General features: G+C 61.5%; 21 protein-coding genes and 1 pseudogene. 13 read left to right on the top strand and 9 right to left on the bottom strand.

The features are described 5' to 3' along the window. Positions 1-22 precede the first annotated feature (22 nt). Entirely contained in the window at positions 23-988 is a 966-nt protein-coding gene (locus C8J33_RS24395; protein ID WP_132665674.1) for an NAD-dependent epimerase/dehydratase family protein, read from the bottom strand. A 262-nt stretch (positions 989-1,250) separates the two neighbouring features. On the opposite strand from C8J33_RS24395, the gene C8J33_RS24400 reads away from it, so the two are divergent. Further along, entirely contained in the window at positions 1,251-3,647 is a 2,397-nt protein-coding gene (locus C8J33_RS24400; RefSeq protein ID WP_132665675.1) for a hypothetical protein, read from the top strand. A 142-nt stretch (positions 3,648-3,789) separates the two neighbouring features. Here the strand turns inward: C8J33_RS24400 and C8J33_RS24405 are convergent, their stop codons facing one another. Continuing rightward, complete coding sequence (locus tag C8J33_RS24405) at positions 3,790-4,734, bottom strand: alpha/beta hydrolase family protein (protein WP_132665676.1); 945 nt, start codon at positions 4,732-4,734, stop codon at positions 3,790-3,792. A 90-nt stretch (positions 4,735-4,824) separates the two neighbouring features. On the opposite strand from C8J33_RS24405, the gene C8J33_RS24410 reads away from it, so the two are divergent. Continuing rightward, a complete protein-coding gene (locus C8J33_RS24410; protein WP_132665677.1) occupies positions 4,825-5,718 on the top strand; it encodes an AraC family transcriptional regulator in 894 nt (297 codons plus the stop codon). Positions 5,719-5,899: 181 nt separating this feature from the next. Here C8J33_RS24410 and C8J33_RS24415 read toward each other — a convergent pair. Next, a pseudogene (locus C8J33_RS24415) lies at positions 5,900-6,136 on the bottom strand (SDR family oxidoreductase); the annotation flags it as partial. Positions 6,137-6,216: 80 nt separating this feature from the next. Further along, positions 6,217-7,104, bottom strand: coding sequence for a LysR family transcriptional regulator (locus tag C8J33_RS24420; protein WP_110808388.1), 888 nt, complete (start codon positions 7,102-7,104; stop codon positions 6,217-6,219). A gap of 98 nt (positions 7,105-7,202) precedes the next feature. On the opposite strand from C8J33_RS24420, the gene C8J33_RS24425 reads away from it, so the two are divergent. The 6 genes from C8J33_RS24425 (at position 7,203) to C8J33_RS24450 (ending at position 12,338) form a co-directional block, all read left to right on the top strand. Next, entirely contained in the window at positions 7,203-8,447 is a 1,245-nt protein-coding gene (locus C8J33_RS24425) for an MFS transporter (RefSeq protein ID WP_245423341.1), read from the top strand. Between the two features lie 55 nt (positions 8,448-8,502). Then, positions 8,503-9,612 carry an alpha/beta hydrolase gene (locus tag C8J33_RS24430; protein WP_132665678.1) on the top strand — a complete coding sequence of 370 codons (1,110 nt, stop codon included), beginning with the start codon at positions 8,503-8,505 and terminating at the stop codon, positions 9,610-9,612. A 205-nt stretch (positions 9,613-9,817) separates the two neighbouring features. Continuing rightward, positions 9,818-10,258, top strand: a complete 441-nt coding sequence (locus C8J33_RS24435; RefSeq protein WP_245507276.1) for a hypothetical protein — start codon at positions 9,818-9,820, stop codon at positions 10,256-10,258. 18 nt (positions 10,259-10,276) lie between these two features. Next, positions 10,277-10,975, top strand: coding sequence for a hypothetical protein (locus C8J33_RS24440; protein ID WP_110808366.1), 699 nt, complete (start codon positions 10,277-10,279; stop codon positions 10,973-10,975). 62 nt (positions 10,976-11,037) lie between these two features. Beyond that, a complete protein-coding gene (locus C8J33_RS24445; RefSeq protein WP_245423342.1) occupies positions 11,038-11,391 on the top strand; it encodes a cyclophilin-like fold protein in 354 nt (117 codons plus the stop codon). 161 nt (positions 11,392-11,552) lie between these two features. Further along, on the top strand, positions 11,553-12,338 hold the full coding sequence (locus tag C8J33_RS24450; RefSeq protein WP_132665679.1) for a carboxymuconolactone decarboxylase family protein: 786 nt from the start codon (positions 11,553-11,555) through the stop codon (positions 12,336-12,338). A gap of 57 nt (positions 12,339-12,395) precedes the next feature. Here C8J33_RS24450 and C8J33_RS24455 read toward each other — a convergent pair whose 3' ends face one another. After that, on the bottom strand, positions 12,396-13,289 hold the full coding sequence (locus C8J33_RS24455) for a LysR family transcriptional regulator (protein ID WP_110808368.1): 894 nt from the start codon (positions 13,287-13,289) through the stop codon (positions 12,396-12,398). 226 nt (positions 13,290-13,515) lie between these two features. Here C8J33_RS24455 and C8J33_RS24460 point away from each other — a divergent pair, with 226 nt between their 5' ends. Next, on the top strand, positions 13,516-13,989 hold the full coding sequence (locus tag C8J33_RS24460) for a (R)-mandelonitrile lyase (protein ID WP_245423343.1): 474 nt from the start codon (positions 13,516-13,518) through the stop codon (positions 13,987-13,989). A gap of 73 nt (positions 13,990-14,062) precedes the next feature. Here the strand turns inward: C8J33_RS24460 and C8J33_RS24465 are convergent, their stop codons facing one another. From C8J33_RS24465 to paoA, 4 genes are all read right to left on the bottom strand, one after another. Beyond that, positions 14,063-14,458 carry a (R)-mandelonitrile lyase gene (locus tag C8J33_RS24465; RefSeq protein WP_062597264.1) on the bottom strand — a complete coding sequence of 132 codons (396 nt, stop codon included), beginning with the start codon at positions 14,456-14,458 and terminating at the stop codon, positions 14,063-14,065. Between the two features lie 128 nt (positions 14,459-14,586). After that, a complete protein-coding gene (gene paoC, locus C8J33_RS24470; RefSeq protein WP_110808370.1) occupies positions 14,587-16,785 on the bottom strand; it encodes an aldehyde oxidoreductase molybdenum-binding subunit PaoC in 2,199 nt (732 codons plus the stop codon). A gap of 3 nt (positions 16,786-16,788) precedes the next feature. Further along, positions 16,789-17,739 carry an FAD binding domain-containing protein gene (locus C8J33_RS24475; RefSeq protein ID WP_110808371.1) on the bottom strand — a complete coding sequence of 317 codons (951 nt, stop codon included), beginning with the start codon at positions 17,737-17,739 and terminating at the stop codon, positions 16,789-16,791. Beyond that, positions 17,736-18,374: an aldehyde dehydrogenase iron-sulfur subunit PaoA gene (gene paoA, locus C8J33_RS24480; RefSeq protein WP_165910827.1), complete on the bottom strand. Its 639-nt coding sequence runs from the start codon at positions 18,372-18,374 to the stop codon at positions 17,736-17,738. Before paoA ends, C8J33_RS24475 begins: the two co-directional genes overlap by 4 nt. A gap of 466 nt (positions 18,375-18,840) precedes the next feature. Between paoA and C8J33_RS24485 the strand changes: the two genes are divergently transcribed. The 4 genes from C8J33_RS24485 to C8J33_RS24500 all read left to right on the top strand — a co-directional run bounded on the left by C8J33_RS24485 (position 18,841) and on the right by C8J33_RS24500 (position 23,017). After that, entirely contained in the window at positions 18,841-19,371 is a 531-nt protein-coding gene (locus C8J33_RS24485) for a hypothetical protein (protein WP_132449619.1), read from the top strand. A gap of 311 nt (positions 19,372-19,682) precedes the next feature. After that, positions 19,683-20,426 (top strand): FadR/GntR family transcriptional regulator, encoded by a 744-nt coding sequence (locus tag C8J33_RS24490; RefSeq protein WP_110808374.1) that lies wholly within the window; start codon positions 19,683-19,685, stop codon positions 20,424-20,426. 52 nt (positions 20,427-20,478) lie between these two features. After that, the gene (kdgD, locus tag C8J33_RS24495) at positions 20,479-21,384 is read left to right on the top strand and encodes a 5-dehydro-4-deoxyglucarate dehydratase (RefSeq protein WP_110808375.1); all 906 of its coding nucleotides are present in this window, start codon (positions 20,479-20,481) and stop codon (positions 21,382-21,384) included. A gap of 124 nt (positions 21,385-21,508) precedes the next feature. Beyond that, complete coding sequence (locus tag C8J33_RS24500; protein ID WP_132665680.1) at positions 21,509-23,017, top strand: ABC transporter substrate-binding protein; 1,509 nt, start codon at positions 21,509-21,511, stop codon at positions 23,015-23,017. Positions 23,018-23,052: the final 35 nt, after the last annotated feature.

Below are 23,052 nucleotides of genomic sequence, written 5' to 3' on the forward strand. Positions count from 1 at the left end.
AACTACGCTGAAGCCAATATACTTAGCCGAGTGGTGCCTCTAGCTTATCCTTTGCGATGAGCCACGTGACCGCTTCCTGTACGGCTTGCATCGATGTATGCCGGGGCACGAAACCTAGGAGACGCCGCGCTTTTTCCATCGAGCAGTTTGGGCTGCGTGCAATATGCTCCCATGTGGCTTTTGCGTCTTCGGCGTTCTGGCCAGCCGCCCATTGGTCATAGGGAAGGAATTCCAGGTTCGGTTCATGACCGAACCAGCGAGACATGCCTTCCGCATATCCGCGCAGCGTCAGAGCCTTGTCGGAAACCGCGTGGAAGGCCTCGCCGATTGCCGTTGCACGAGAGGAGATGGCCGCCATGAACAAGCGGGCGACATCTTCCGCATGGACATGATGAACCGTCTCCAGGCCGAAGTTCGGCAGGACGACTGTTTCACGCCGCGCCAGCATGGAAAACACCTGCGAATTGAAGTTGCCCTGCGGGTTGAGCGGGGCCCAGCCCGGTCCGACGATGTGGCCGGGATGAAGAATAGTCACGGGAAACCCGTCCTGATGCGCCTTCTTCAACAGGTAGGTCTCGATCTCGGCTTTCTTCACCCCATAGTCGCCGAAGGGATATTTTGGTGCGGCTTCAACGGTCGGTACAGCAACAGACGTGCCGTGGGTCCAGATCGTGCCTGTGTGAAGGAAATGACCGACATGACCAGACAGCGCTTTAACCAGCATTTCAGCGCTGGGTTTTGTGAAGCAAATCATGTCGATGACGATGTCGGGCTTCAGAGACCGGATATCCTTGCCAAAAGTACCGGCGCGCTCCAGCGCCTCCCGATCCATTTGCAGACGTTCAACCCGACGCCAGGCCGTGTGCGGCTGGTAGGGTTCGGCCAAGCCGCGACTGATGGCGACAACCTCATACCCTGCTTCAACAAGGGCGGGGACGAGGTAGGTCCCGACATGTCCCGTTGCTCCAATCACGATCACACGGGTCATAACGTCACCTGACTTCCTGGTTGATGGAGGCTCGTGTCCGGTAACGTGCACCTGTCACTCGGGTTCCGAATGGTCTGACGTGTGGAAACGCTCAGCTGCATGGAGTTGTGCAAGGTGCACGACAGGACCGCCGGTCTTCCAATCGGATCATAACCGCCGAGGCTACATACGCATTTCCTTGTATACGTTCTGTTAACAGGATCGCATTAGCAGGCTGGCCCCGGCCTCGGGCCGATCGAGTTCGACCAATTGTGGATGCCGTATGCGAAAGCACATTGCCTCACCCCAAACCCTCCAGCGCATGATCACCCAGTTCTGCCAGGTCAGGATTGCTCCTGTTGCGACACAACGCGACTGCCAGAACATTCGGGGCTACCTGCTGTCCCTTATTGCCAGACACATGCGGCCACCGATAAACGCCGGGCGCACGGATTGGCGGCAGATCGCCGATGATTGTGATCTTCGGCAGGAGATGTCGCAAGCATTGAAGCGAGCGATGCAGCCGGGACTTGACGCAATCGAACGCTGGATGCGTGATATCGGCGAGGCGGAGCCGGATCCAGCGCCATCCCGGCGAACTCAACGAACACAACAGCAGCCGAGAACACCGGTTGCGGACAAGACAGCGAGGGCCAAACGAGCTGTCAAAGACGTGCCATCATCCAGATCGCCAAGGACACTGCGCAATACGGTATCCACAGCGGCGCCGTCCCTGTCCAAGCCTGGACCAGATCCGCAACCGATCGACCCCTTCCCCGAGCCACTCTTCAGCCAAGGGCAGGATCCTGCTTCGTTTCAAGAGGCACTGAGCTACCAGATCCGCCGTTTTGGCGAGACCTACTATCGCCTGCATAAGGCCGTCGTCCATCCGGGCGAGGCCTTTGACAAGACTACGCTGCTGAGCTGGATCACCGGCATGAAGACGCCGAGGACGCTGGAAAGCCTCGACATCCTCAACCGTATCGAAGCCCGCTATCGTCTTCCCCAAGGCTACTTCAAAGCCAAGCTGCCGCATGCCGCGCGCGCAGCATCGGGCCATGACGTCGGTAGCGACATCGGTCCAGCGGAACGGCGTCGATTGGCTTGGCACCTTCCGGACGACTTCAACAGTCTGCCCCATTCCAAGCGCGAGGAGATCCTCGACTGGGTCCGCCGCGTCATCATCACTGGCGCCACCGACTACAGGCGGTATCAGGCAGCCGCCGTCCGCCAACGATACGCCATACGCTTTCCCGGGATAGCCTATGGCGGCGGCCCATCGACCAGTCATAACCTCCTCGCACCTGTCGACGACACGGATGAAGACGATGTCACTTCGATCGAGGATCCGGACCTCCTGTCCGGCGTGATCGATGCGCCGCCGGCCCTGGCGATGGAAATGGCCGATCTCGTTAGCTTCAAGACGTCGACGCTGACGGCGCTCGGGTTTCAGCGCCACGGGGTGTGGGGTGAAGAGACGGCGTCCCAGAAGATCGAGCATCTCGGACTGATGTTCGGCGCCCTTGCCGCCTCCCCCGGCAGTGCCGTGCGCGGGCGTGGCGTTCCGCTGCCGCACCTGACCTTCGGCATGCTGGTCTTCCCTGGCATCTGGGATTGGTATGTACAATGGCGTGAACGACGCCGCGGATTTTACACCGCCTGGGAAGTCGACATGCTCAGCGTTGCGCTGTCTTTGACCCGCGAGGGAACCGGCTGGCTGCGGCAGCATCCCGAACTTCTGCAGCGCGTTCGTGCCGTGCCCGGCCTGATCTCGCAGGCCGAGATCGATGACGCTCGCAATGATTGGCATGCTGCCTGCGAGCGTTTCTTCCAGTATGCCCGTCATCGCTCGAAAGAGATCCAGCGGGTCATGCGCGTCCACCGTGATCCGTTCGAGCCGATCATGCCGGTTCTGGAGGCGGCGAGCCCCCTTGCCGAATACCGCAAGATCACCGAGGAGATTCTTCAGCGGATGCCGGACGAGCGCCGGTATCCGCGGGCCGCAGCCGAAGCCGTGCGTGCTTTCCTGATGTTGCGTCTCGGCCTGCATCTGGGGCTTCGCCAGAAGAACCTGCGCCAGCTCCTGCTCTGCCCCCGCGGTCATTTTCCGCGCTCCGAGCGGCGGCTGCAGGAACTGAAGCGAGGCGAACTGCGCTGGAACGACCGCGAGCGGGGCTGGGAAGTGCTTATCCCGGCCAACGCCTTCAAGAATGCCCACTCGTCGTTCTTCGGCTCGAAACCTTTCCGGCTGGTTCTGCCCGATCTCATGGGGCTCTACACGCATCTCGACGCCTATGTCGAACGACACCGCAGCGTCCTTCTTGGAAACGCGCGCGATCCCGAAACTTTCTTCGTCAAGACGGTGAAGACCACCAGCAAGGATGCGGCCTACGACCAGACGACTTTCTACGAGGCGTGGCGGCTGACCATCCAGCGGTACGGGATCTACAATCCCTATACCGGCCGCGGCGCGATCGAAGGCCTGCTGCCACACGGGCCACACAATGTTCGCGATGTGCTCGCCACCCATATCTTAAAGCAGACCGGCTCCTACGAGCAGGCAAGCTATGCCATCCAGGATACGCCCGACATGGTCGCCAGGCACTATGGCCGGTTCCTGCCGCAGGACAAGGCGGCGCTGGCGGCAAAGATCCTCAATCAGGTCTGGCAGGCGGCTTGAGGTACATGTGCCCCTCGCGCAGGCGCAGGTCTAACATGTAAAGCGAGCGGCTGATAACCGCTCCCAATTGCAGCTTCGTCACTACGGAAACGGGTGATGCTTCCCATCCACCTGCGGGCTTCCGAAGTCCGGCTATATCCGATTACTTCTCGACGATGTTTCCAAGGCTGCTCCCCGGCCCCTTCAACGCCGTACATGCTGAGAACCAAGCGTCCGGGTCATCGCCGAGGGCAGTTCTCAACCAAGCAAGGGTCATGCGCTTCGTTGCCTCGAGCGCATCCGGCAACTCGACCTCTGTCTCCTTGGCGTCGAGTCCGGCAATGCCACCAAGGCCGTGGCCTACGCCATGAAGCGTAAGAAGCGCGTGTGCACCAACCGCGTCATGATAGGCATCGGCGTGCCAATCCGGGCCACGGGGCGTAAAACGCGGGTTGTCATCTGCCCCGCAAACGACCAGGCTCGGCGTCGTGAGGTGTGAGAAGTCGAGGTCAAAGAATGGAAAGCGCGCGGCGTTCTCTTCTGTCAGATCCTTTCCACCACGTCCGGGAGCGGTGAGAAGGATCCCAGCCTGGATGCGTGGATCGCTAAAAGTCTCTCCGTGGAGTTGCGCGCCCAGGAGCAGGCTCACCGTGTGGCCACCGAGAGAATGTCCTGCCGCCGCGATGCGGCCATGGTCAAGCCGGCCAGAGACGGCCGGCGCGCGCTCTTCGATCTCTGACAGCCGGTCGATCACTGTCCGAATCTCAGCGACGCGCTCGCGCCAGAAGAACGGCGCTCCTTCGGCGTCTTCAGGAAGGCCGCCGACGCGTGAACTCGCGTGAGTGGGCTGGATGACGGCAAAACCGCGCTCTGCCCAAAACTGCGCCATATGCGCGTAGCCGTCCTTCGACGGAACGTAGAATGAGGGTCCGAATCCATGCGACAGAATGACGATGGGGAGGCGATCGCCTTCTGCCGGTGCAGTCAAACGCAGTTCCAGAGGCGCCCGTCCGTCGATGTCGAGGCGGATCGGCGAGTAGGCTATCGTGAGGGCTCCGTCGGGCGTTGGGATACGGCGCGCGATATCGATTAGATTGTTCGTCGTCATGTGTGGTCTCCTTGTGCGCCTTCAGGATGGACGACGAGGGCAGGATTATCTATATCTGAAAGTCCGTACTGATTGAGTGAAAGTCCAGACATGTCCGATCCACTCGCCGAGATCGTCTCGCTGCTCAAGCCCGTGCCATCGATCGCCAAGCTGGTTGTTGCCGGCGGGGCATGGTCGGTCGAGCGTCGCGAGCTTGGTAGTCCGTTCTATTGCGCGATTGTGGAAGGACGCTGTCTGCTGACGATCGCCGGCAGATCGCCGATCATTCTCGCGTCCGGGGATTTCGTTCTCGTGCCGCAAATCCACGAATTTACCATGAGCAGCTTTGAACCGCCTCCGCCGGGCACGCCACCGCAACGGCTGGAGACCAACCCCGGAGTCTTCCGCCTCGGCGATCCTGACGCACTGGCCGACGTCACAGCCATGGTGGGTCACTGTTCCTTTCTGGCGAACGACAAGCAGTTGCTGAGCTCGCTGCTGCCGGACATCGTTCATGCTCGAGGCGAGGGGCGGCTCATGGATCTCGTCGGGATGATTCACGCCGAGATGGTCGGCGGACTTGCAGCGCGGGACATGATCCTGAGCCGGTTGCTGGAGGTTCTCTTCATCGACGCTCTGCGGAGTACAGGAGGGGCTGAGACATCTCCGGGATTGTTGCGCGGGCTTTCCGACATGCGCCTGGCTCCAGCACTACGACGCATCCATCAGGACCCGAGTGGAGGCTTGTCCGTCGAGGAACTAGCAGAGACCTCCGCTATGTCTCGGTCGGCATTCTTCGACCGCTTCCGAAGGCAGGTGGGCGTCCCTCCGATGGAATACGTGACGGGCTGGCGCATGGTGCTTGCAAAGGACCTGTTGGTCCGGCGAGAGGCGCCGCTGGTCGAGATCGCAACACGGATCGGTTATGCCTCCGCCAGCGCGTTCAGCGTCGCATTCACACGGCATGTCGGTGTCACGCCAGGGGTGTTCGCCCGAACAGACTGACCTCGACAGCCCTGTCTCGCCGCCTATTTTGTGCTCGTTCTGCCCTGCAATGCCCACTTCGAAAGCGCACAGCCGACACGAAATCGCTGTAAGGCATGTCCGCTTTCAAGTCGGTCTCTTATCGAGTGCGTTTTGCTGTACCCGACCAACTCCAGAGCGGGTACAGCGTTTCGGCGGCTCCCTAGACTTGCCGCAAGCCGCCTTCTACGCATAGTTCAGCCTCGGCGATGTAGCTTGCATCATCACTCAACAGGAACAAGGAGGCCGCAGCCACTTCTGACGGCTTTGCCATACGACCCATCGGAATCGGAGCAACAATTGCCGCGCGAGTGTCTTCCGCGACAGCAGCCATCATGGCCGTATCCGTAGGGCCGGGTGCAACGACGTTAACGCGAATACCTTTGGGTTCGAGTTCTGCTTGCATGAGCATCTAGTCTAACGAATGGATGTTAAGTCGAACTCGTGACGTGTTCCGGTGCTCCGCAGTGCAACCAGCAATCAGGCCCTCAACGCATCGACGACGATCTTGAACGCCGGCGAGTTCTGGCGGCGGCTCGGGTAGTAGAGGTAGTAGCCGGGAAACATCGGGCACCAGTCGTCGAGGATCTGGATGAGTCTGCCAGCGGCGACCTCGGCGGTGACGAGGCTTTCCGGCACATAGGCAATACCATAGCCTGCGATGGCCGCATCGATCATGGCGTAGGACGTGTTGAACGTAAGCTGACCTTCCACACGGACCCTGACCTCACGGCCGTCCTTTTCGAACTCCCAGGCGTAGAGACCGCCGGCTCGCGCCTGCCGGTGGTTAATGCAAGGGTGGCCGACCAGTTCCTGGGGCGCCTTTGGTGTCGAACACGTCCCCAAGTAATCCGGCGATGCGACCGCGACCAGCCGCCAGTCAGGGCCGATGCGGACCGCGATCATGTCCTTGTCCACGCTTTCGCCCAGCCGCACGCCCGCATCGAACTTCTCCTCGACGATATCGCGGAACCCGTTATCGCTATTCAACTCGACCTTGATATCGGGATACTGACGTAGCAGCGGGCGAAGTTTCGGCCAGACGATACTTTCCTGGGCATAGTCCGACAACGTGATCCGCACCGAGCCGACAGGTTTGTCGCGGCTCTCCATCAACTCGTCGATCTCGGTTTCGAGTTCCTCGATGCGCGGCGCAAGCGAGCGGATCAGGCGCTCTCCCGCCTCCGTCGGAACAACGCTTCGCGTCGTGCGGCTCAAGAGACGCAGCCCTATGCGAGCCTCAAGCTTCTTGATCGTATGGCTGATGGTTGATTGCGACGTACCAAGTTTTGCCGCCGCTTTGGTAAAGCTGCGCTCTTCCGCAACGGCGAGAAACCAGAGCATGTCGTTCAAATCTTCGCGCTTCATGACCGGCCGCACCACCCCTGCATTGATGTCGATCATCGATAAGTTCAAGCGAATTGCAATGGGTAATTTTCGGTCCCCATTAAGCTTATGTTGCGGTCATGACATCGAAAGCTGTGAAACACACTCATCTCGCCAGTGATCCAGACCTTGAACAACAGGTCGTTCCCGCTTCGCCCCTGCCGAAGGCCGCCTGGGGCGCGATTGTCTCGATGGCGCTCTGTGTTGCCGTCCTCATCGCCTCGGAATTCATGCCGGTCAGCCTCCTCTCCCCTATCGCAACCGAACTGGGGGTGACGGAAGGCCGGGCTGGACAGGCGATCTCGATCTCCGGCGTCTTTGCCGTTCTCACAAGCCTCTTTGTGTCCGGCCTGACGCGCAGGCTGGACAGGCGGCTGGTGCTTGCCTCGTTTTCGCTGATGCTGGTGATTTCAGGAACCATCGTCACGTTCTCTCCGAGTTATCTCGTCCTAATGATCGGACGCGCCCTGCTGGGCGTGGCGATCGGCGGCTTCTGGTCGATGTCCACCTCGATCGTCATGCGCCTCGTTCCCGAAGATTCCGTTCCCAAGGGTTTGGCCATGCTGAACGCCGGAAACGCCATCGCCGCCACGATTTCCGCACCGCTCGGCAGCCTGCTCGGGAGTTATATCGGCTGGCGTGGCGCCTTTTTCGCCGTCGTTCCGCTGGCGCTTGTGGCTCTCGTCTGGCAGTGGGTCAGCATGCCTTCGGTACCGCCGCGCTCCGCCGATACGACGTCCTGCATAAGGTCTTCCAACGTGTTCCGGCTTCTTCTTCGGCCGGAAGTCGCCATCGGCATGGCGTCGATCCTGTTGCTCTTCATGGGGCAGTTCGCATTGTTCACCTATCTTCGCCCTTTCCTTGAGACGGTCACCGCCGTTTCGATCTCGACCCTGTCGCTCCTCCTCCTCCTGATGGGAATAGCAGGTGTCGTGGGCACCTACGTCGTCAGCCAAATGCTGGGCACCCGGCTCTTTCCCGTCCTGATCACGATACCGTTGCTCATGGCCGTGATCGCGCTGGGCCTGATCGCCTTGGGATCGTCCGCCACATCGACCGCCTTCCTGCTCATCGGCTGGGGCCTGCTCGGCACGGCGGCACCGGTGGGCTGGGGCACGTGGCTGAGCCGAACCATGCCCGACGACGCCGAAGCCGGCGGCGGGCTGCAGGTCGCAACCATCCAGCTCGCCATCACGCTCGGGGCCTCGACAGGCGGCGTGCTGTTCGATGCGACGGGCTGGTGGACGACTTTCCTGTTCGCAGCCGTCCTACTGGCCGGCTCTTCCCTTCTCGCCGCAGTGGCTTGGCGTTCCCAATGTCGCTGACATCCCGCGACACCCGATCATCTTCCGTCGCCCCCTGAACCAAGGACCCATCGATATGACTGATGAAACTTACCTCGACGACCTGAAAACTCCGACGACCGGCATCGATCGTCGCAACCTGCTCAAGATGACGGGTGCCGGCGTCGCCGCTCTCGGCACGATCTCCATTTTCGATACGATGACTGCAAAGGCTCAAGACATGTCCAACGGCGCTTCCAACTTCTACACCAGCGATCGGGTGACATCGCAGAAGGTCACCTTCAAGACCCAGTACCAGACCGCTGTTGCCGGCAACCTGTTCCTTCCCAAGGATATGGACCAGGCCGCCAAGAATCCGGCCATCATCGTCGGCCACCCGATGGGCGCCGTGAAAGAGCAGAGCGCCAATCTCTACGCCACTAAGATGGCCGAGCAGGGCTTCGTCGCCATGTCGATCGACCTGCCCTTCTGGGGCGAGAGCGAAGGCCAGCCGCGCAATGTGGTGTCGCCGGAAGCCTACGCGGAAGCTTTCAGCGCAGGCGTGGACTTCCTCGGCTCGCAGCCTTCCGTGGATCGCCAGAATATCGGCGCCATCGGCGTTTGCGGTAGCGGCAGCTTCGTCATCAGCGCCGCCAAGATCGATCCGCGCATCAAGGCCGTCGCCACGGTCAGCATGTACGACATGGGCGCCGCGTTCCGCGATGCGCTGAACAAGTCCCAGACGGTCGAGCAGCGCAAGGCCTTCATCGCCACGGCAGCCGAACAGCGCTGGGCAGAAGCAGATGGCGCCGGCATCCAGCACATTGGCGGCACCACGCTGGAACTGACGGCCGAAACTGATCCGATCCAGCGCGAATTCTACGACTTCTACCGCACGCCGCGCGGTGAATTCACGCCGGCGGGCGTGACCCGGGAGACGACGACGAAGCCGAGCCTCAGCAGCAGCGTGAAGTTCATGAACTTCTACCCGTTCAACGATATCGAGACCATCTCCCCCCGCCCGATGCTGTTCATCTCGGGCGACCAGGCCCACTCGAAGGAGTTCAGCCAGGAGGCCTACAACAGGGCGTCGGAGCCGAAGGAACTCGTCTGGGTAAAGGGCGCCGGCCATGTCGATCTCTACGACCGTGTGAATTTGATCCCCTTCGACAAGCTGAAAGGCTTCTTCGACCAGCACCTCGCATAAGCCTGTAAACCGCCGACGATCTCGGCCCCGTTTTCATGCTTCTCCTCCCGGCCGGTGTCCGCGCGACATCCGGCCGGAATACCGGCTCGTCGTCCGACAGGCAGGTTTCCGTACGGCCTGCATCGGCCACCGGCCAAAGGCCTTTGCCGTCCAGCTTTGAAGGATGATCGCAATGCATGTTTCCCGTTGGTCCGGCTTGCTCTCCGTGCCGTTCGCGATCGTCCTGACGGGCGCCTTTTTCGCAGAAGCCGAAGTGTCGCCGACACCGGCGCTTGCGGCTCCGAACGCGGTTACGTTTCCGCCGCTAGATGAGCTTAAGCATTACACGACCGTTCGACGGGGTGTCACCCGCGAGCACATGCTGACGAGCGCTGCGGCGCTTGCAGCCCTCAAGGCGGGCGAACCGGTTCCAACGGGGACGCACATGGTTCTTGTCGATTATCAGAGTGACGTTCTCACGCGCTACCTCGTCGCGCAGAAGATCGGCGCTGGCGCAGATCAATGGGAATATCAATGGTTCTGGCCTGACCGAACCGTGAAAGCGGACGAGAATGTGGCTCAATGCTATGCCTGTCACCGTTCGCGCCGAGCCGAGCAGTTCCTGTTCACCCTCAGCGGCGCTCTTGCCGATGATGACACGCTCTGACGCCTGCAGGCTGCCGTCATGTTTCGATTGTGGACCCGCCGCATTCTTCTTCCAGCGAGCATGGCCGCGTTGCTCATGCTCTCGCTCGCCTACTGGTGGCTCGACAACGGACCGCATGAGCTTTTCGGGGCTGCGATGTTCACTCTTCTGGCCTGGCACCTGACCGTGAACCGGCGGTGGTTCATGAGGCTCGGGACGGGGCGTTACGACCTGCATCGCTGGGCGGTGACGCTCGTACACGCATGGCTCGCCATCCTCATGACGGTGCTGGTCTGTACCAGCCTGCTGATCTCACGGTCCTTGCCCGGCATGCCGCCTCTGACGGACCAGGTGGGCATTGTCGAGCTTCACTGGTTCTCGGCCTATTGGGTGGTGTTGATCGTGGCCGTTCATGCCGGCAGTCACTGGACACGCGTGATGACCACGGCGCGAACGGCTCTCGGGGTTTCACCGTCCCGCATCAGGACAGGCATGGGGCGTCTTGCAGCTCTGCTCCTTCTCGGCTTCGGCGCATGGAGCTTCGCCGTGCTCGGCGTATCGACCAAGCTGACACTTGGCTACAGCATCGCCTTCTGGGACTTCACCAGCTCCGTGACGCCGTTTTTCGCCCACTGGACGGCCGTCATGGCAGGGGCGGCCGTTCTTTCGCATTACGCCATGGTATCGATCAGGGCACACCGCCAGACTTCACGTCCAGCAACGAGAGACCAGATATGAAACAGCTCGCACGAACGACATATTCCGCAGTTTTACTCACGCTTTTCATGGGAGGGACCGCCTTGGCCCAAGATCGTATCCGCATTTCGTCCGAATGGGGCGATGTTACCGCTGAACTCGCCGACAACGCGGCCGCCCGCGCCCTCGCCGGCATGTTGCCGCTGACGATCGAGATGGACGACCATCTTCGTCAGGAAAAGACCGGCAACCTGCCCTCCGCCCTGCCCTCCGCGCCGCGCCAGCGTGCGTTCTCCGCGGGCACGCTCGGCCTGTGGAGCTCCGGCGATTTCGTCATCTACTATCGCGACGGAGAGGTTCCAGCGCCCGGCATTGTCATTCTCGGTCAGGTCAAGGGCGACGTCTCCATCTTCGACCGGCCCGGCAAGGTCACCGTCAAGGTCGATAGCGCGCGCTGAGGGTCTCCCGGGGGGAGAGCGGGAGGCAGATCCGCTGCACCCGGCTTTCATGGGCTCGGCTCATAAGTCCTATCAGGTGCCGGTGTCTAATCCGGAAGGATACCGTCGCCATATCGTTGAGGGGACGCGCTCGTGCCCGCCGTAAACGAAAGGATTTTCTCATGAAGCAGCACCTCGCCGCTACGGCACTCTCCCTCTCCCTGACCGCCGCGCCGGCCCTTGCTGACGATCGGAAACACCCGCTCGCGACGCCGCCGGTGACGCTGGAGGACATGAAAGCGGTATCGCCGGCTTTGGCGGACTATACCGCGACCTCAGCCATCGGCGATGTATGGAAGCGCCCGGGACTGGCGCCGCGCGATCGAAGCGTGATTACGGTCGCCGCCCTGATCGCCAGAAACCAGCCTGCCGAATTCGCGTACCATTTCAGTCTCGCGCTCGACAACGGGGTCAAGCCGGCAGAACTCTCGGAGATCATCACGCATCTGGCGTTCTATTCCGGTTGGGCAAATGCAACGGCAGCCGTGGGCGTGGCAAAGGATGTGTTTGCCGCACGGGGCATCGGCCCGGATCAGCTTCCCCCGGCAAGGCCGGCCCTGATGCCTCTCGATGCAGAGAAGGATGCATCCCGGCGAGCGACCGTCGAACAAACCGTCGGTCCGACGTCTCCCGGCCTGGCCGAGTACACCAATGATCTTCTGTTCAAGGACGTGTGGCTTCGGCCCGGTCTGAGCCCGCGCGACCGAAGCCTGATCACGGTAACATCGTTGATCGCCAATGGGCAGGTCGCTCAGGTCCCCTACCACCTCAATCGCGCGATGGATAACGGCCTGAAAACGGAAGAGGCATCCGAACTTCTGACGCAACTCGCCTTCTATGCGGGTTGGCCGAACGTCTTCTCCGCGGTCCCCGTGGTGAAAGACGTCATTGCAAAGCGTGCCTCCTGATCGGCAAAAACGAAAGACCGGGGCATTTCCGGTGAGCCCGTGTTCGCCGGAAATGCCCTAGCCGCGTTCGCGCAATGCGTCGAGGACAATCGAGAAGGCGGCCGAGGGCTGCCGTCTCGACGGGTAGTAGAGATGATAGCCCGGATAGTACGGGCAAAAGTCGCCCAGCACCTGCACGAGCCGGCCCGCTTGAAGATCGGGAAGGGCGAGGCCCTCGGGAATGAACGCGATCCCGTAGCCATCGCATGCCATCTGCAGGATCTGCCTGACCCCGTTCGACGTCAGCTGACCGTTCACGCGCACCTTGAAGTCCTGACCGTCCTTTTCGAACTCCCAGGCGTAGAGGCCTCCCTTCGTCGGAAGCCGGAGGTTGATGCAGTTGTGGCCGGTCAGATCCTGCGGCACAATCGGTTCGGACCTATCCGCAAAGTAGGCGGGCGCGCCGACCGCCACCATCCGCTGGTTGCCGCTTATCCTTGCCGCGATCATTCCCTGAGAGATGATCTCGCCGAGCCGAACGCCGGCGTCGAAACGCTCGGCGACGATGTCGGTCAGGCCATAATCGACGACGAGCTCGACCCTGATTTCCGGATAGTTGCACAGAACCTTTTGCAGCTTCGGCCACAAGACAGTGTCGATCGCAAAGTCATCTGCCGTGATGCGGATCATTCCCGCCGGCTTCTCCCTGAGATCGCTCAACGCGAAGAGCTCCTGCTCGATCTCCAGAAAGCGCGGCGCCATCGTTGCCAGAAGCCGCTCGCCTTCGGGCGTGGGCGAGACGCTTCGCGTGGTTCTCGTTAGAAGACGAACGCCGAGACGCTCCTCGAGCCCGCGGATCGAGTGGCTGATTCCGGACTGCGAAAGGCCGAGCTGGGCCGCAGCCCGCGTAAAGCTGCGTTCGCGTGCAACGACCACGAATGCCATGAGGTCCGTCACGTTTTCCCTCAGCATGCCCGCACCTCCTTCATCAAATCCTTGCAGGCGACCCGCCGGCATGGGCGCAGTTCGCTTATGAATGACACCCATATCTCTCTTCACGTTCTGCCCGCTAATCCCGAGGGCCGCACATCACCATCTCCCGCACAGGCGCAACGCCGGCACCGGCCGGCAAGCGCCTGGAACGAACCCGCGAAACCGACAGAAGGACGATATGATGAAACTCTTCGCCACGACTGCCATGATAGCCTGCACCTCATTTGCAGGAGCGTTCGCTCAATCCCCCGAAATCTCTCAGGCCACCGCGACCTCTCAGGCCACCGAGATCTTTCCGGCTGGCTCACGCGCGAGCGCCCGGGGTCCTAAGGCCAACTTTACCGGTTCGGTCGTCGTCGATATGCTTTACCGGAACAACGCGCATACAGCCAATTCAGGGGCGCTCGTGACATTCGAGCCGGGGGCGCGATCGGCGTGGCACACGCATCCCGCAGGACAGATTCTGATCGTGACATCCGGCGCCGGCTGGGTACAGGAAGAAGGCGGCGAAAAGCGCCGGATCCGCCCGGGCGACGTGATCTGGATGCCACCGGGCACGAAGCATTGGCACGGGGCAACCGACAAGAATGGCATGAGCCATATCGCTGTCTCCAACGTGAAAGACGGCAAAGCCGTCGACTGGATGGAGAAGGTCACCGACGAGCAGTATCTCGACTGATCCGCCATCCCGGTTCATCCGCTGGCCGGGCGATGGAACGTGTCGCCCGGCACCGCGATGCCGGCTTACGCGGTCAGGGCTTGTATTGCGCGTCGGTCACGTGTTCGAGCCAGTCGACGACCTTGCCGTCGAGGTGCTCCTGGATCGCAATATGCGTCATGGCTGTCGTTGGAGATGCGCCATGCCAGTGCTTTTCGCCCGGTTCGAACCAGACGACATCACCCGGACGAATGGCCTCGATCGGACCTCCTTCGCGCTGAACGAGCCCGGAACCCGCAGTGACGATCAGCGTCTGGCCGAGAGGGTGCGTATGCCATGCCGTGCGTGCGCCGGGTTCGAACGTGACGAGGGCGGAGGCTCCCCGACGGGCGTCGTTGGCAGCGAAAAGCGGATCGATCCGGACTGTTCCGGTGAACCAGTCTTCCGGGCCCTTTGCGGACGGCTGAGATCCATTCCTGTCGATTTTCATGGAATTCTTCCTGTGTTGGTGGCGCTGGGCATGGATGCGCCCCGCCGACGTCCATCACCCCGCCCTTGACCGGGCAACGGAAATGACCTGTTGGACGGCGGCTGAACACCAGCCGCCGTCCCTTGCGATCATGCGACGTCGGGAAGCTTACCGATCAGTTTGTCGAGCGTCAGCGGGTAGTGTCGGACGCGAACCCCTGATGCATTATAGATGGCATTGGCGATCGCCGCCGAGACGCCGCAGAGACCGAGTTCGCCAACGCCCTTGGCCTTCATCGGCGACGACATCGGGTCCGTTTCGTCCATGAAGATGACATCCTGGTGCGGGATGTCGGCGTGGACCGCCACCTCATAGCCCGCAAGGTCGTGATTGACGAAGAAGCCGCGACGCGTATCGACCGCGAGTTCCTCCGAAAGCGCCCCGCCGACCCCCATTGTCATGGCGCCGATGACCTGGCTGCGCGCGGTGATCGGGTTCAGGATTCGACCGGCGGCGCAGACGGCCAGCATGCGGCGGACACGGCTTTCTCCCGTTGCGACATCCACGCCGACCTCGACGAAGTGAGCGCCGAACGTCGATTGCTGATGTGTCTGGGTCAGATCGCCCCATGTCATCGTGTCTTCTCCGACGAGGCCCTCGTCTCCCACAGCCTCGGTCAGGGGAACCGAGCGATTGCCGGAGCGGACCTCGCCATTCTCGAAGACGACGTCGTCGGAGTTGAAGCCGAGCTTTGCCGCAACGGCTTCCCGCAACTTCACGCAGGCGGCATAAACGCCCGACGTGGATGAGTTCGCGCCGAACTGCCCGCCCGAGCCGGCCGAAACCGGGAAGCGGGAATCGCCCAGCTGCACCGCGACCCTGTCCATCGGCAGACCCAGCATCTCGGCGGCCGTCTGTCCGATGATCGTGTAGCTGCCGGTGCCGATGTCGGTCATATCCGTCTCGACGGTGGCAATCCCTTGCCTGTCCAGCCGCACACGCGCGCCGGATGGCAGCATCATGTTGTTTCTGAAGGCGACCGCGACACCTTGGCCGATCAGCCAGTTTCCTTCGCGACGCGCGCCAGGCTTGCCCCGGTTGCTCCAGCCGAACGTCTCGGCACCCAGCTTGAGACAACCGATGAGGTTGCGGTGCGAGAACGGCCGCTCCGGCTTCTCGGGATCCACCTGCGTATCGTTGAGGATCCTGAACTCGATCGGATCGAGGCCCAGCTTCTCAGCCATCTCGTCCATGGCGATTTCGAGGGCCATAAGACCGGGCGCCTCTCCCGGCGCGCGCATCGCATTGCCCTCCGGCAGATTCAGCGTCGCCAGCCGCATGGCCGTCATCCGGTTTGCACCGGCGTAGAGCAGACGGGTCTGCGCAACAGCCGCCTCCAACTGGCCACCCGGCTGGTCGCCGGACCAGCTTTCATGGGCAATCGCCGTTATTTTCCCGTCACGCTCCGCTCCGATCCGGATGCGCTGGATGGTTGCCGGGCGGTGGGTGGTGTTATTGATCATGAAGGGCCGCGGCAGGGCAACCTTGACCGGCCGCTTGGCCGCCTGTGCTCCGAGAACCGCAAGAACCGCATCCGAGCGCAGGAAAAGCTTGCCGCCGAAGCCGCCGCCGATGAAAGGCGACATCAGGTGGATCTTCTCCTCATCAATGTCGAGTGTCGTCGCCAGATCGGCCCGCCACCAGTCGATCATCTGGCTTGATGTCCATACCGTCACCTCGTCGCCGTTCCACGCAGCGATGGAGGCGTGGGGCTCCATCATCGCGTGGGACTGGTCGGGCGTCGAGTAAGCTTCGTCCAGGGTGATGGCGGCACTGCCGATGGCGGCGTCGAAATCGCCGACGGAGGTGTCGGGCTGCTGAGAATCCGCCGGCTTCTCCGCCGTCTTCATCGCCTCCTTCAAGTCGAAGGCTCCCTTTTCTTCCGCATAATCGACCTTCACCAGCGCAGCCGCCGCGCGGGCCTGCTCGAAAGTCTCGGCCACAACAACGGCAATCGCCTGGTGGTAGTGCTGCACCTCGTCGCCGCCGAAGAGCTTTGCCGTATTGAACTTGCCCTTCTTGCGCTCCCCGACGGCCAGCGTCGTCACGACAGCCAGAACACCGGGCGCTTTTTCTGCGGCGGCGATGTCCAACGACGTGATCCGGCCGCGTGCGATCGAGGCGCCGACCGGATAGCCGTAAGCGTAGGGCGTGGAGGCGTCATGCCACTCATAGGCGTATTTTGCCTGGCCGGTGACCTTGAGGTATCCATCGATGCGCGGGATCGGCTTGCCCACGACTTTCATCTGGTCGATCGGATTGGTTGTGGCTGGTGTGTCGAACTTCATGGCTCAACCCTTTGCTTCTGCAATGACCGCCCCGAGCGTGCGCTCGACCAGATCGATCTTAAACCTGTTGTGTTCCGTCGGCCGCGCATCCGCTAGAAGAGCAGCCGTTGCGGGCCTTGCACCTTGCGGCAGCGCAACGTCTGCCGCCTCGACCCGCCATGGCTTGTGAGCGACGCCGCCGACCGCGACGCGGCCGGTCCCGTCGGGCTGGATCACCGCACCCACGGAAATGAGCGCGAACGCATAGGACGCGCGGTCACGGACCTTGCGGTAGATGTGGCGGCCGCCGAGCGGCGCGGGCAGGACGACACCTGTAATGAATTCGCCCTGCTCCAGAACGGTTTCGATATGCGGGGTATTGCCCGGCAGGCGGTGGAACTCGGCGATCGGCACCGCGTGACGCCGGCCATCTGGCTTGACGGTTTCCACCACGGCATCGAGAGCCCGCAAGGCAATGGCCATGTCGCTCGGATGTGTGGCGATACAGGAATCGCTGACGCCGACGATGCCGAGCTGGCGGCTGAAGCCCTCGATGGCGGAACAGCCGCTGCCCGGCTGGCGCTTGTTGCAGGGCTGGTTGGTATCGTAGAAATAAGGACAGCGCGTCCGCTGCAGAAGATTTCCTGCCGTCGTCGCCTTGTTGCGAAGCTGACCGGAGGCCCCGGCGAGAAGTGCCCGCGAGAGCAGGCCATAGTCTCGGCGCACGGTCTTGTCTGCCGCCAGATCGGTGTTGCGAACCAGCGCACCGATGCGAAGGCCACCCTCCGGCGTCTTCTCGATCGTATCGAGGCCGAGACCGTTGACGTCGATCAGATGTGTCGGCACCTCGATCTCGAGCTTCATCAGATCCAGGAGGTTGGTGCCGCCGGCAATGAACCGTGTGGATGGATGGGAAGCAGCCGATGCGGCTGCGGCCTCGATCATCGAGGCGCGTTCATATGTAAAGGCTCTCATGCGCGTGTCCCCGCGACGTCAGTGATGGCATCCACGATGTTGGAATAGGCGCCGCACCGACAGATATTTCCGCTCATGCGTTCGCGGATTTCCTCTGCACTCGCCGAGGCCGGTGCGGTGAGATCGGTCGTCACGTGGCTCGGAATGTTCGCCTTGATTTCTTCGAGCACGGCGACGGAGGAACAGATCTGTCCCGGCGTACAGTAGCCGCACTGAAAGCCGTCATGCTTGACGAAGGCCGCCTGCATGGGATGGAGGTTGCCGGGTTGTCCCAGGCCCTCGATCGTGGTGATCTCGTCGCCCTCATGCATGACGGCGAGCGTCAGACAGGCGTTCACGCGGCGTCCGCCCACCATGACGGTGCACGCTCCGCACTGCCCGTGGTCACAGCCCTTTTTCGTGCCTGTCAGATGCAGGTGCTCGCGAAGCGCGTCGAGAAGCGTCGTGCGGTTATCGATGTTCAGCTCTCGCCTTTCACCGTTGACGGCAAATGCGACCGTACTTGTGAGTTCGGTTTCCGTCTGCGATGTCTGTGCTGCCGCCGACAGCGGCAAGGCACTCGTTGCCGCAGCCGCTGCGGCCGAGGTTATCAGCAGATTTCGTCGGGATATTTCCAGTTGCGTCGGGTTTAGCATGGCCAGCTCCAATCCAAAGAAGGACGTCAGGCGCTACGACCGGCAGCGCAACACTAAGTTAGTGAAACCGCCGTCAATGGATTACCCCCTCATTTCCGAAAGGGCTTATCGACCCTGAACATGGATCATCGCAATCTTTTCATTCGTTATTTTTAATGTGAGATGTTTCCGAGAACGCGGTTGCCATCATCTCGGTAGAGCAGACAAATGGAAAAGCCGACTGCCATTCGTACGGCGAAAGCAGAGGGCCTTCAATGTCCAGATCATCTTGAACAACCGTAACGCCACGCCTTCTTGTCCACTAGGATTTGCGGTGTCGGAGAGCGTTTGAGTACGGTTGCGCTCCCCGTGTCTTTTCTACACGGTGGTGGCACGTCGGCAACGTCGTCCAAGTTCCTGACGACGAAACCTACCCGGCGGGCAGGTCTGCAGCGTATCCTTGGTAATCGGGACGCTGTCATATCTGATGACCTGGGCTTTCTGCGCCTTCGGGCCGGTTGCCCCTCAGACAATACCTGAACATCGGGCAACCGAGAAGCGCCGGGCATGTGAAGACGGAGCCATCGAACTTCCCTTTGGCGACGGCGGCATTGCCTGCAGCCGATCCACCGCCAGTGGACATCAATTTCACCTTCGAGCCGGACGCCTGTATCAAGCCGGCACAGCCGAGCGCCATGTCATCGGCCTAGCTGAAGATAAGATAGAGATTGGGCACCTAGCGACCATCTCCTTGCAGAGCTCCACGCAGGACACCGGTGTCCAGTCTACGGCAATGCCTCGACAATTTCATCTTTGCCAGGCGCGGCGCGTGATTGCCCAACACGTCGAAGGAGCCGGCCTGCATATTATCGAGCAGATGCGTTTTATCGCCTGCCCCCGCCCACGCGGAACGCTGGAAAACAAGATGAGAGGATTTTCCAAGAGATTGCATCCATTCTCGCAACAAGGATGTGCCATTGGCGATGATCATCTACTTTCAGTGTCGCTAGGCCGATGAGGCACTCTTGTATCACGGTTAAGCGCTAGTAGCGGAAGTAAGCCGCGATCAAACATTGGGAGGCGTCTCCAAGACGTCTTGTTCAAGTAGGTGGTTAATGCCACTGGAACGACATCGCCGGATCGCTTGCCTGCCAGCTAATTCCACCGAAGACAACCAGATCTCGATCAAAATCCGTTCAATCGGATTGACTTGATTTCCTGACAGGAAGAACGTCACCTCGCAACGAGGAACGGACCGGCGCATGCTCCCATGAAACCATATCGTCATACGAATTCTGGAATGTCATCTGATATCGTAAGGCCTCTTCTATGAGTGCAGCACCACAAAGGGGGCGCCGCTATTCGAGTGACGTCATCGACATCATCAGGGCTCAGATCAAGGAGGGCGTCTATGCGGTTGGCGACAAACTTCCAACGGAACCGGCGCTGGTCAGCCGCTTTGGCTTCAGTCGGACCGTCATTCGCGAGGCGATCGCAGCGTTGCGGGCCGATGGGATGGTCGAGTCGCGCCAGGGCGCCGGGGTTTTCGTCGTCGCGTCGCGACCCGGTGATCCGCTGCAGGATCTGTTCAGCCGGGAAACGGATAGAATCTCCGACATCATCGAAGAACTGGAGCTTCGCATCGGCGTCGAAGTCGAGGCCGCAGGCCTTGCCGCCTTGCGTCGATCGCCTGCACAGGAGGCGGAGATCCAGGCGCAGGTCCAGCGTTTCGGAGATCTGATCGACATGGGAAAGCCGACGGACGAGGTCGATTTCCAGTTCCACATGGCGGTGGCCACCGCCACCAACAATGCGCGCTTTAGGTTGTTCCTCGAGCATATCGGCCGCCGGATGATCCCGCGCGTGAAGTTTAAAAGCGTCATGGGCGGCGTCGATCCGCTGCCAAGCCGCGATCATCCGATCTTGGATGAGCATCGCGCCATTGCCGATGCCATCTCCGCCCAAGAGCCTGAGCGTGCCCGCGAAGCTATGCGCGTGCATCTTCTGACCGGCATGGAGCGATACCGATCTCTGGTATCACGACCAAAGCATAAGCTGCCGGTTACTGATTGACTCATTCCAAAAGTCATAATACGACTTAGGCTTCAACGAATGGGAGGTTCTGTTGTCGCCTGAAGAAATCAAATCTGCCATCGCATCGGGTCTCTTGTCGTTTCCGGTCACCCATTTCCAGACGGACCTGAGCCTTCATCTGGAGAGTTACAGCCGACATGTGGCGTGGCTTTCCGGCTTCGAGGCGGCGGCGCTCTTTGCGGCCGGTGGCACGGGCGAGTTCTTTTCCCTGTCGCCCGAAGAAGTCGGTCTGGTCACCAAGGCGGCGAAAGAGGCCTCCGGCAGTGTGCCGATCATCACGGGCTGCGGCTACGGCACCTCGCTTGCCATAGACACCGCGCGCCAGGCGGAGCGGGCCGGCGCAGACGGTCTGCTGCTGCTGCCGCATTATCTGATGGAAGCGTCGCAGGAGGGGATCTACCGGCACGTCAAATCGGTCTGCCAGTCCACGCCGCTCGGGGTCATTCTTTACAACAGAGCCAATTCGGTTGCGACCGCCGATACAGTCGCGCGGCTTGCCGAGGCCTGCCCGAACCTGATTGGCTTCAAGGACGGCACCGGACGGGTCGATCTGGTCCGTCATGTCACCGCCAAGCTTGGGGATAGGCTCTGCTATATCGGCGGCATGCCGACGCATGAGTTGTTTGCCGAAGGCTTCAACGGCGTCGGCGTCACGACCTATTCTTCCGCCGTGTTCAATTTCGTGCCGGCGCTGGCGCAGCGCTTCTACAAGGCGATGCGAGCGGGCGACCGGGCGACGATGGAGGATATCCTCAACCGCTTCTTCTTCCCGTTCGCCGCTCTGCGCGACCGGGAAGCCGGCTACGCCGTTTCCATCATCAAGGCCGGCGTCGAACTGGTTGGCCAGACCCCGGGGCCGGTTCGTCCGCCCCTGACGGACCTGACCCCTGACGAAAAACAGATGCTGGCGAGCCTCATCGAGGCTGCCGGCGCCTGACGACGGTGCCTTCGCCTCGCATGGAGGGGCAAGGGCCGCATCTATCGGACGAAAGCGCCGGGACCATCGCGCGCAGCGGTCCGTACGACTTCAGACGACATCGTGTTCAATCGGGAGGAGCAACATGACTGGCATCACATTACGTCTTATCACAGCAGGCCTGCTGGCGGCAGCGTCAGCATCCTATGCCATGGCGCAGGACGCCACGGCGATCCGCATCGTGCTGCCGGAGCAGCCGGCGAATCTCGAGCCCTGCGGCACCATCATCACCAATGTCGGGCAGATCCTCGCCCAGAACGTGGTGGAGCCGCTGACGGTCATCGATGCGGCCACCGGGCAGCCTCGCCCGAAGCTCGCGACCGAATGGAGCCAGGTCGATCCGCAGACATGGCGGCTGAAGCTGAGGGACGGCGTGACCTTCCAGGATGGCGAGCCCTTCAACGCGGCGGCGGTCGCCTTTTCCATCGAGCGCATGACAGGCGGCAAGCTGAACTGCAACAACATGGCGAAGTTCGGCGATGCCAAGCTGACGGTGACCGCCGTTGACGACCTGACTGTCGAGATCAAGTCCGATCGCCCGGAGCCGATCCTTCCCACCTTGCTCAGCGTGGTCATGGTGGTGTCGCCGAAGACGCCGGCCGACAAGGCCGTCAACGATCCGGTCGGCACGGGACCGTTTCGCCTGAAGACCTTCAATACGCAGACCGTCGAACTTGTCAGTTTCGACAAATACTGGGGCGACAAACCGAAAGTGACGGCCGCGACCTATGTCTGGCGCGCGGAATCCTCGATCCGGGCCGCCATGATCGAGACCGGCGAGGCCGACCTGACACCGTCGATCGCGATCCAGGATGCCTCCAATCCGGAAACGGATTTTTCCTACCTCAACTCCGAGACGACGGCGATCCGCATCGATGCGGCGCAGCCGCCTCTTGACGATCTGCGCATCCGCAAGGCCCTGAACCTCGCCATCGACTGGGACGGGCTTGCCCAATTGTTCGGAGACGACATCAAGCGCGCGTCGCAGATGGTCGTACCCGGCATCAACGGGCATGACGATGCCCTCACGCCATGGACATATGATGCCGCCGAGGCCAAGAAGCTGGTGGAAGAGGCAAAGGCGGCGGGCGTCCCGGTCGAAACCGAGATCACTCTCATCGGCCGCAACGGCATCTATCCCAACGGCTCGGAAGCCATGGAGGCCATGGTCGCCATGTGGCAGGACGCCGGGCTGAACGTGAAGCTGACCATGCTCGATGTCGCCGACTGGCTGCGGTACCTGCAGAAGCCATACCCGGAAAACCGGGGCGCCAACATGCTGCAGATGATGCACGACAACAACAAGGGCGATGCGGCATTTACCATTCCGATCTTCTACCGCTCGACCGGCAACTATGCGACCGTGAACGACCCGGCGCTCGACAAGCAGGTGGACGAGGCCCTGGCGGCAACCGGCGATGACCGCACGGCGAAGTTCAAGGCCCTCTTTGCCAAGGTCCGCACCGATGTCGTGTCCGATATCCCGATGTTCCACATGATCGGCTACACGCGCGTCGGCAAGCGCCTCGACTGGAAGCCGGATATCACCACCAACAGCGAAATCCCGCTGGCCAATATCGGCATCAAGTCCTGAGCACGGAGAGACGCGCGGTGCCTTGCCGCGCGTCT

This window comes from Rhizobium sp. PP-CC-3G-465, assembly GCF_004343445.1.
Taxonomy (GTDB): Bacteria; Pseudomonadota; Alphaproteobacteria; order Rhizobiales; family Rhizobiaceae; genus Ferranicluibacter; species Ferranicluibacter rubi.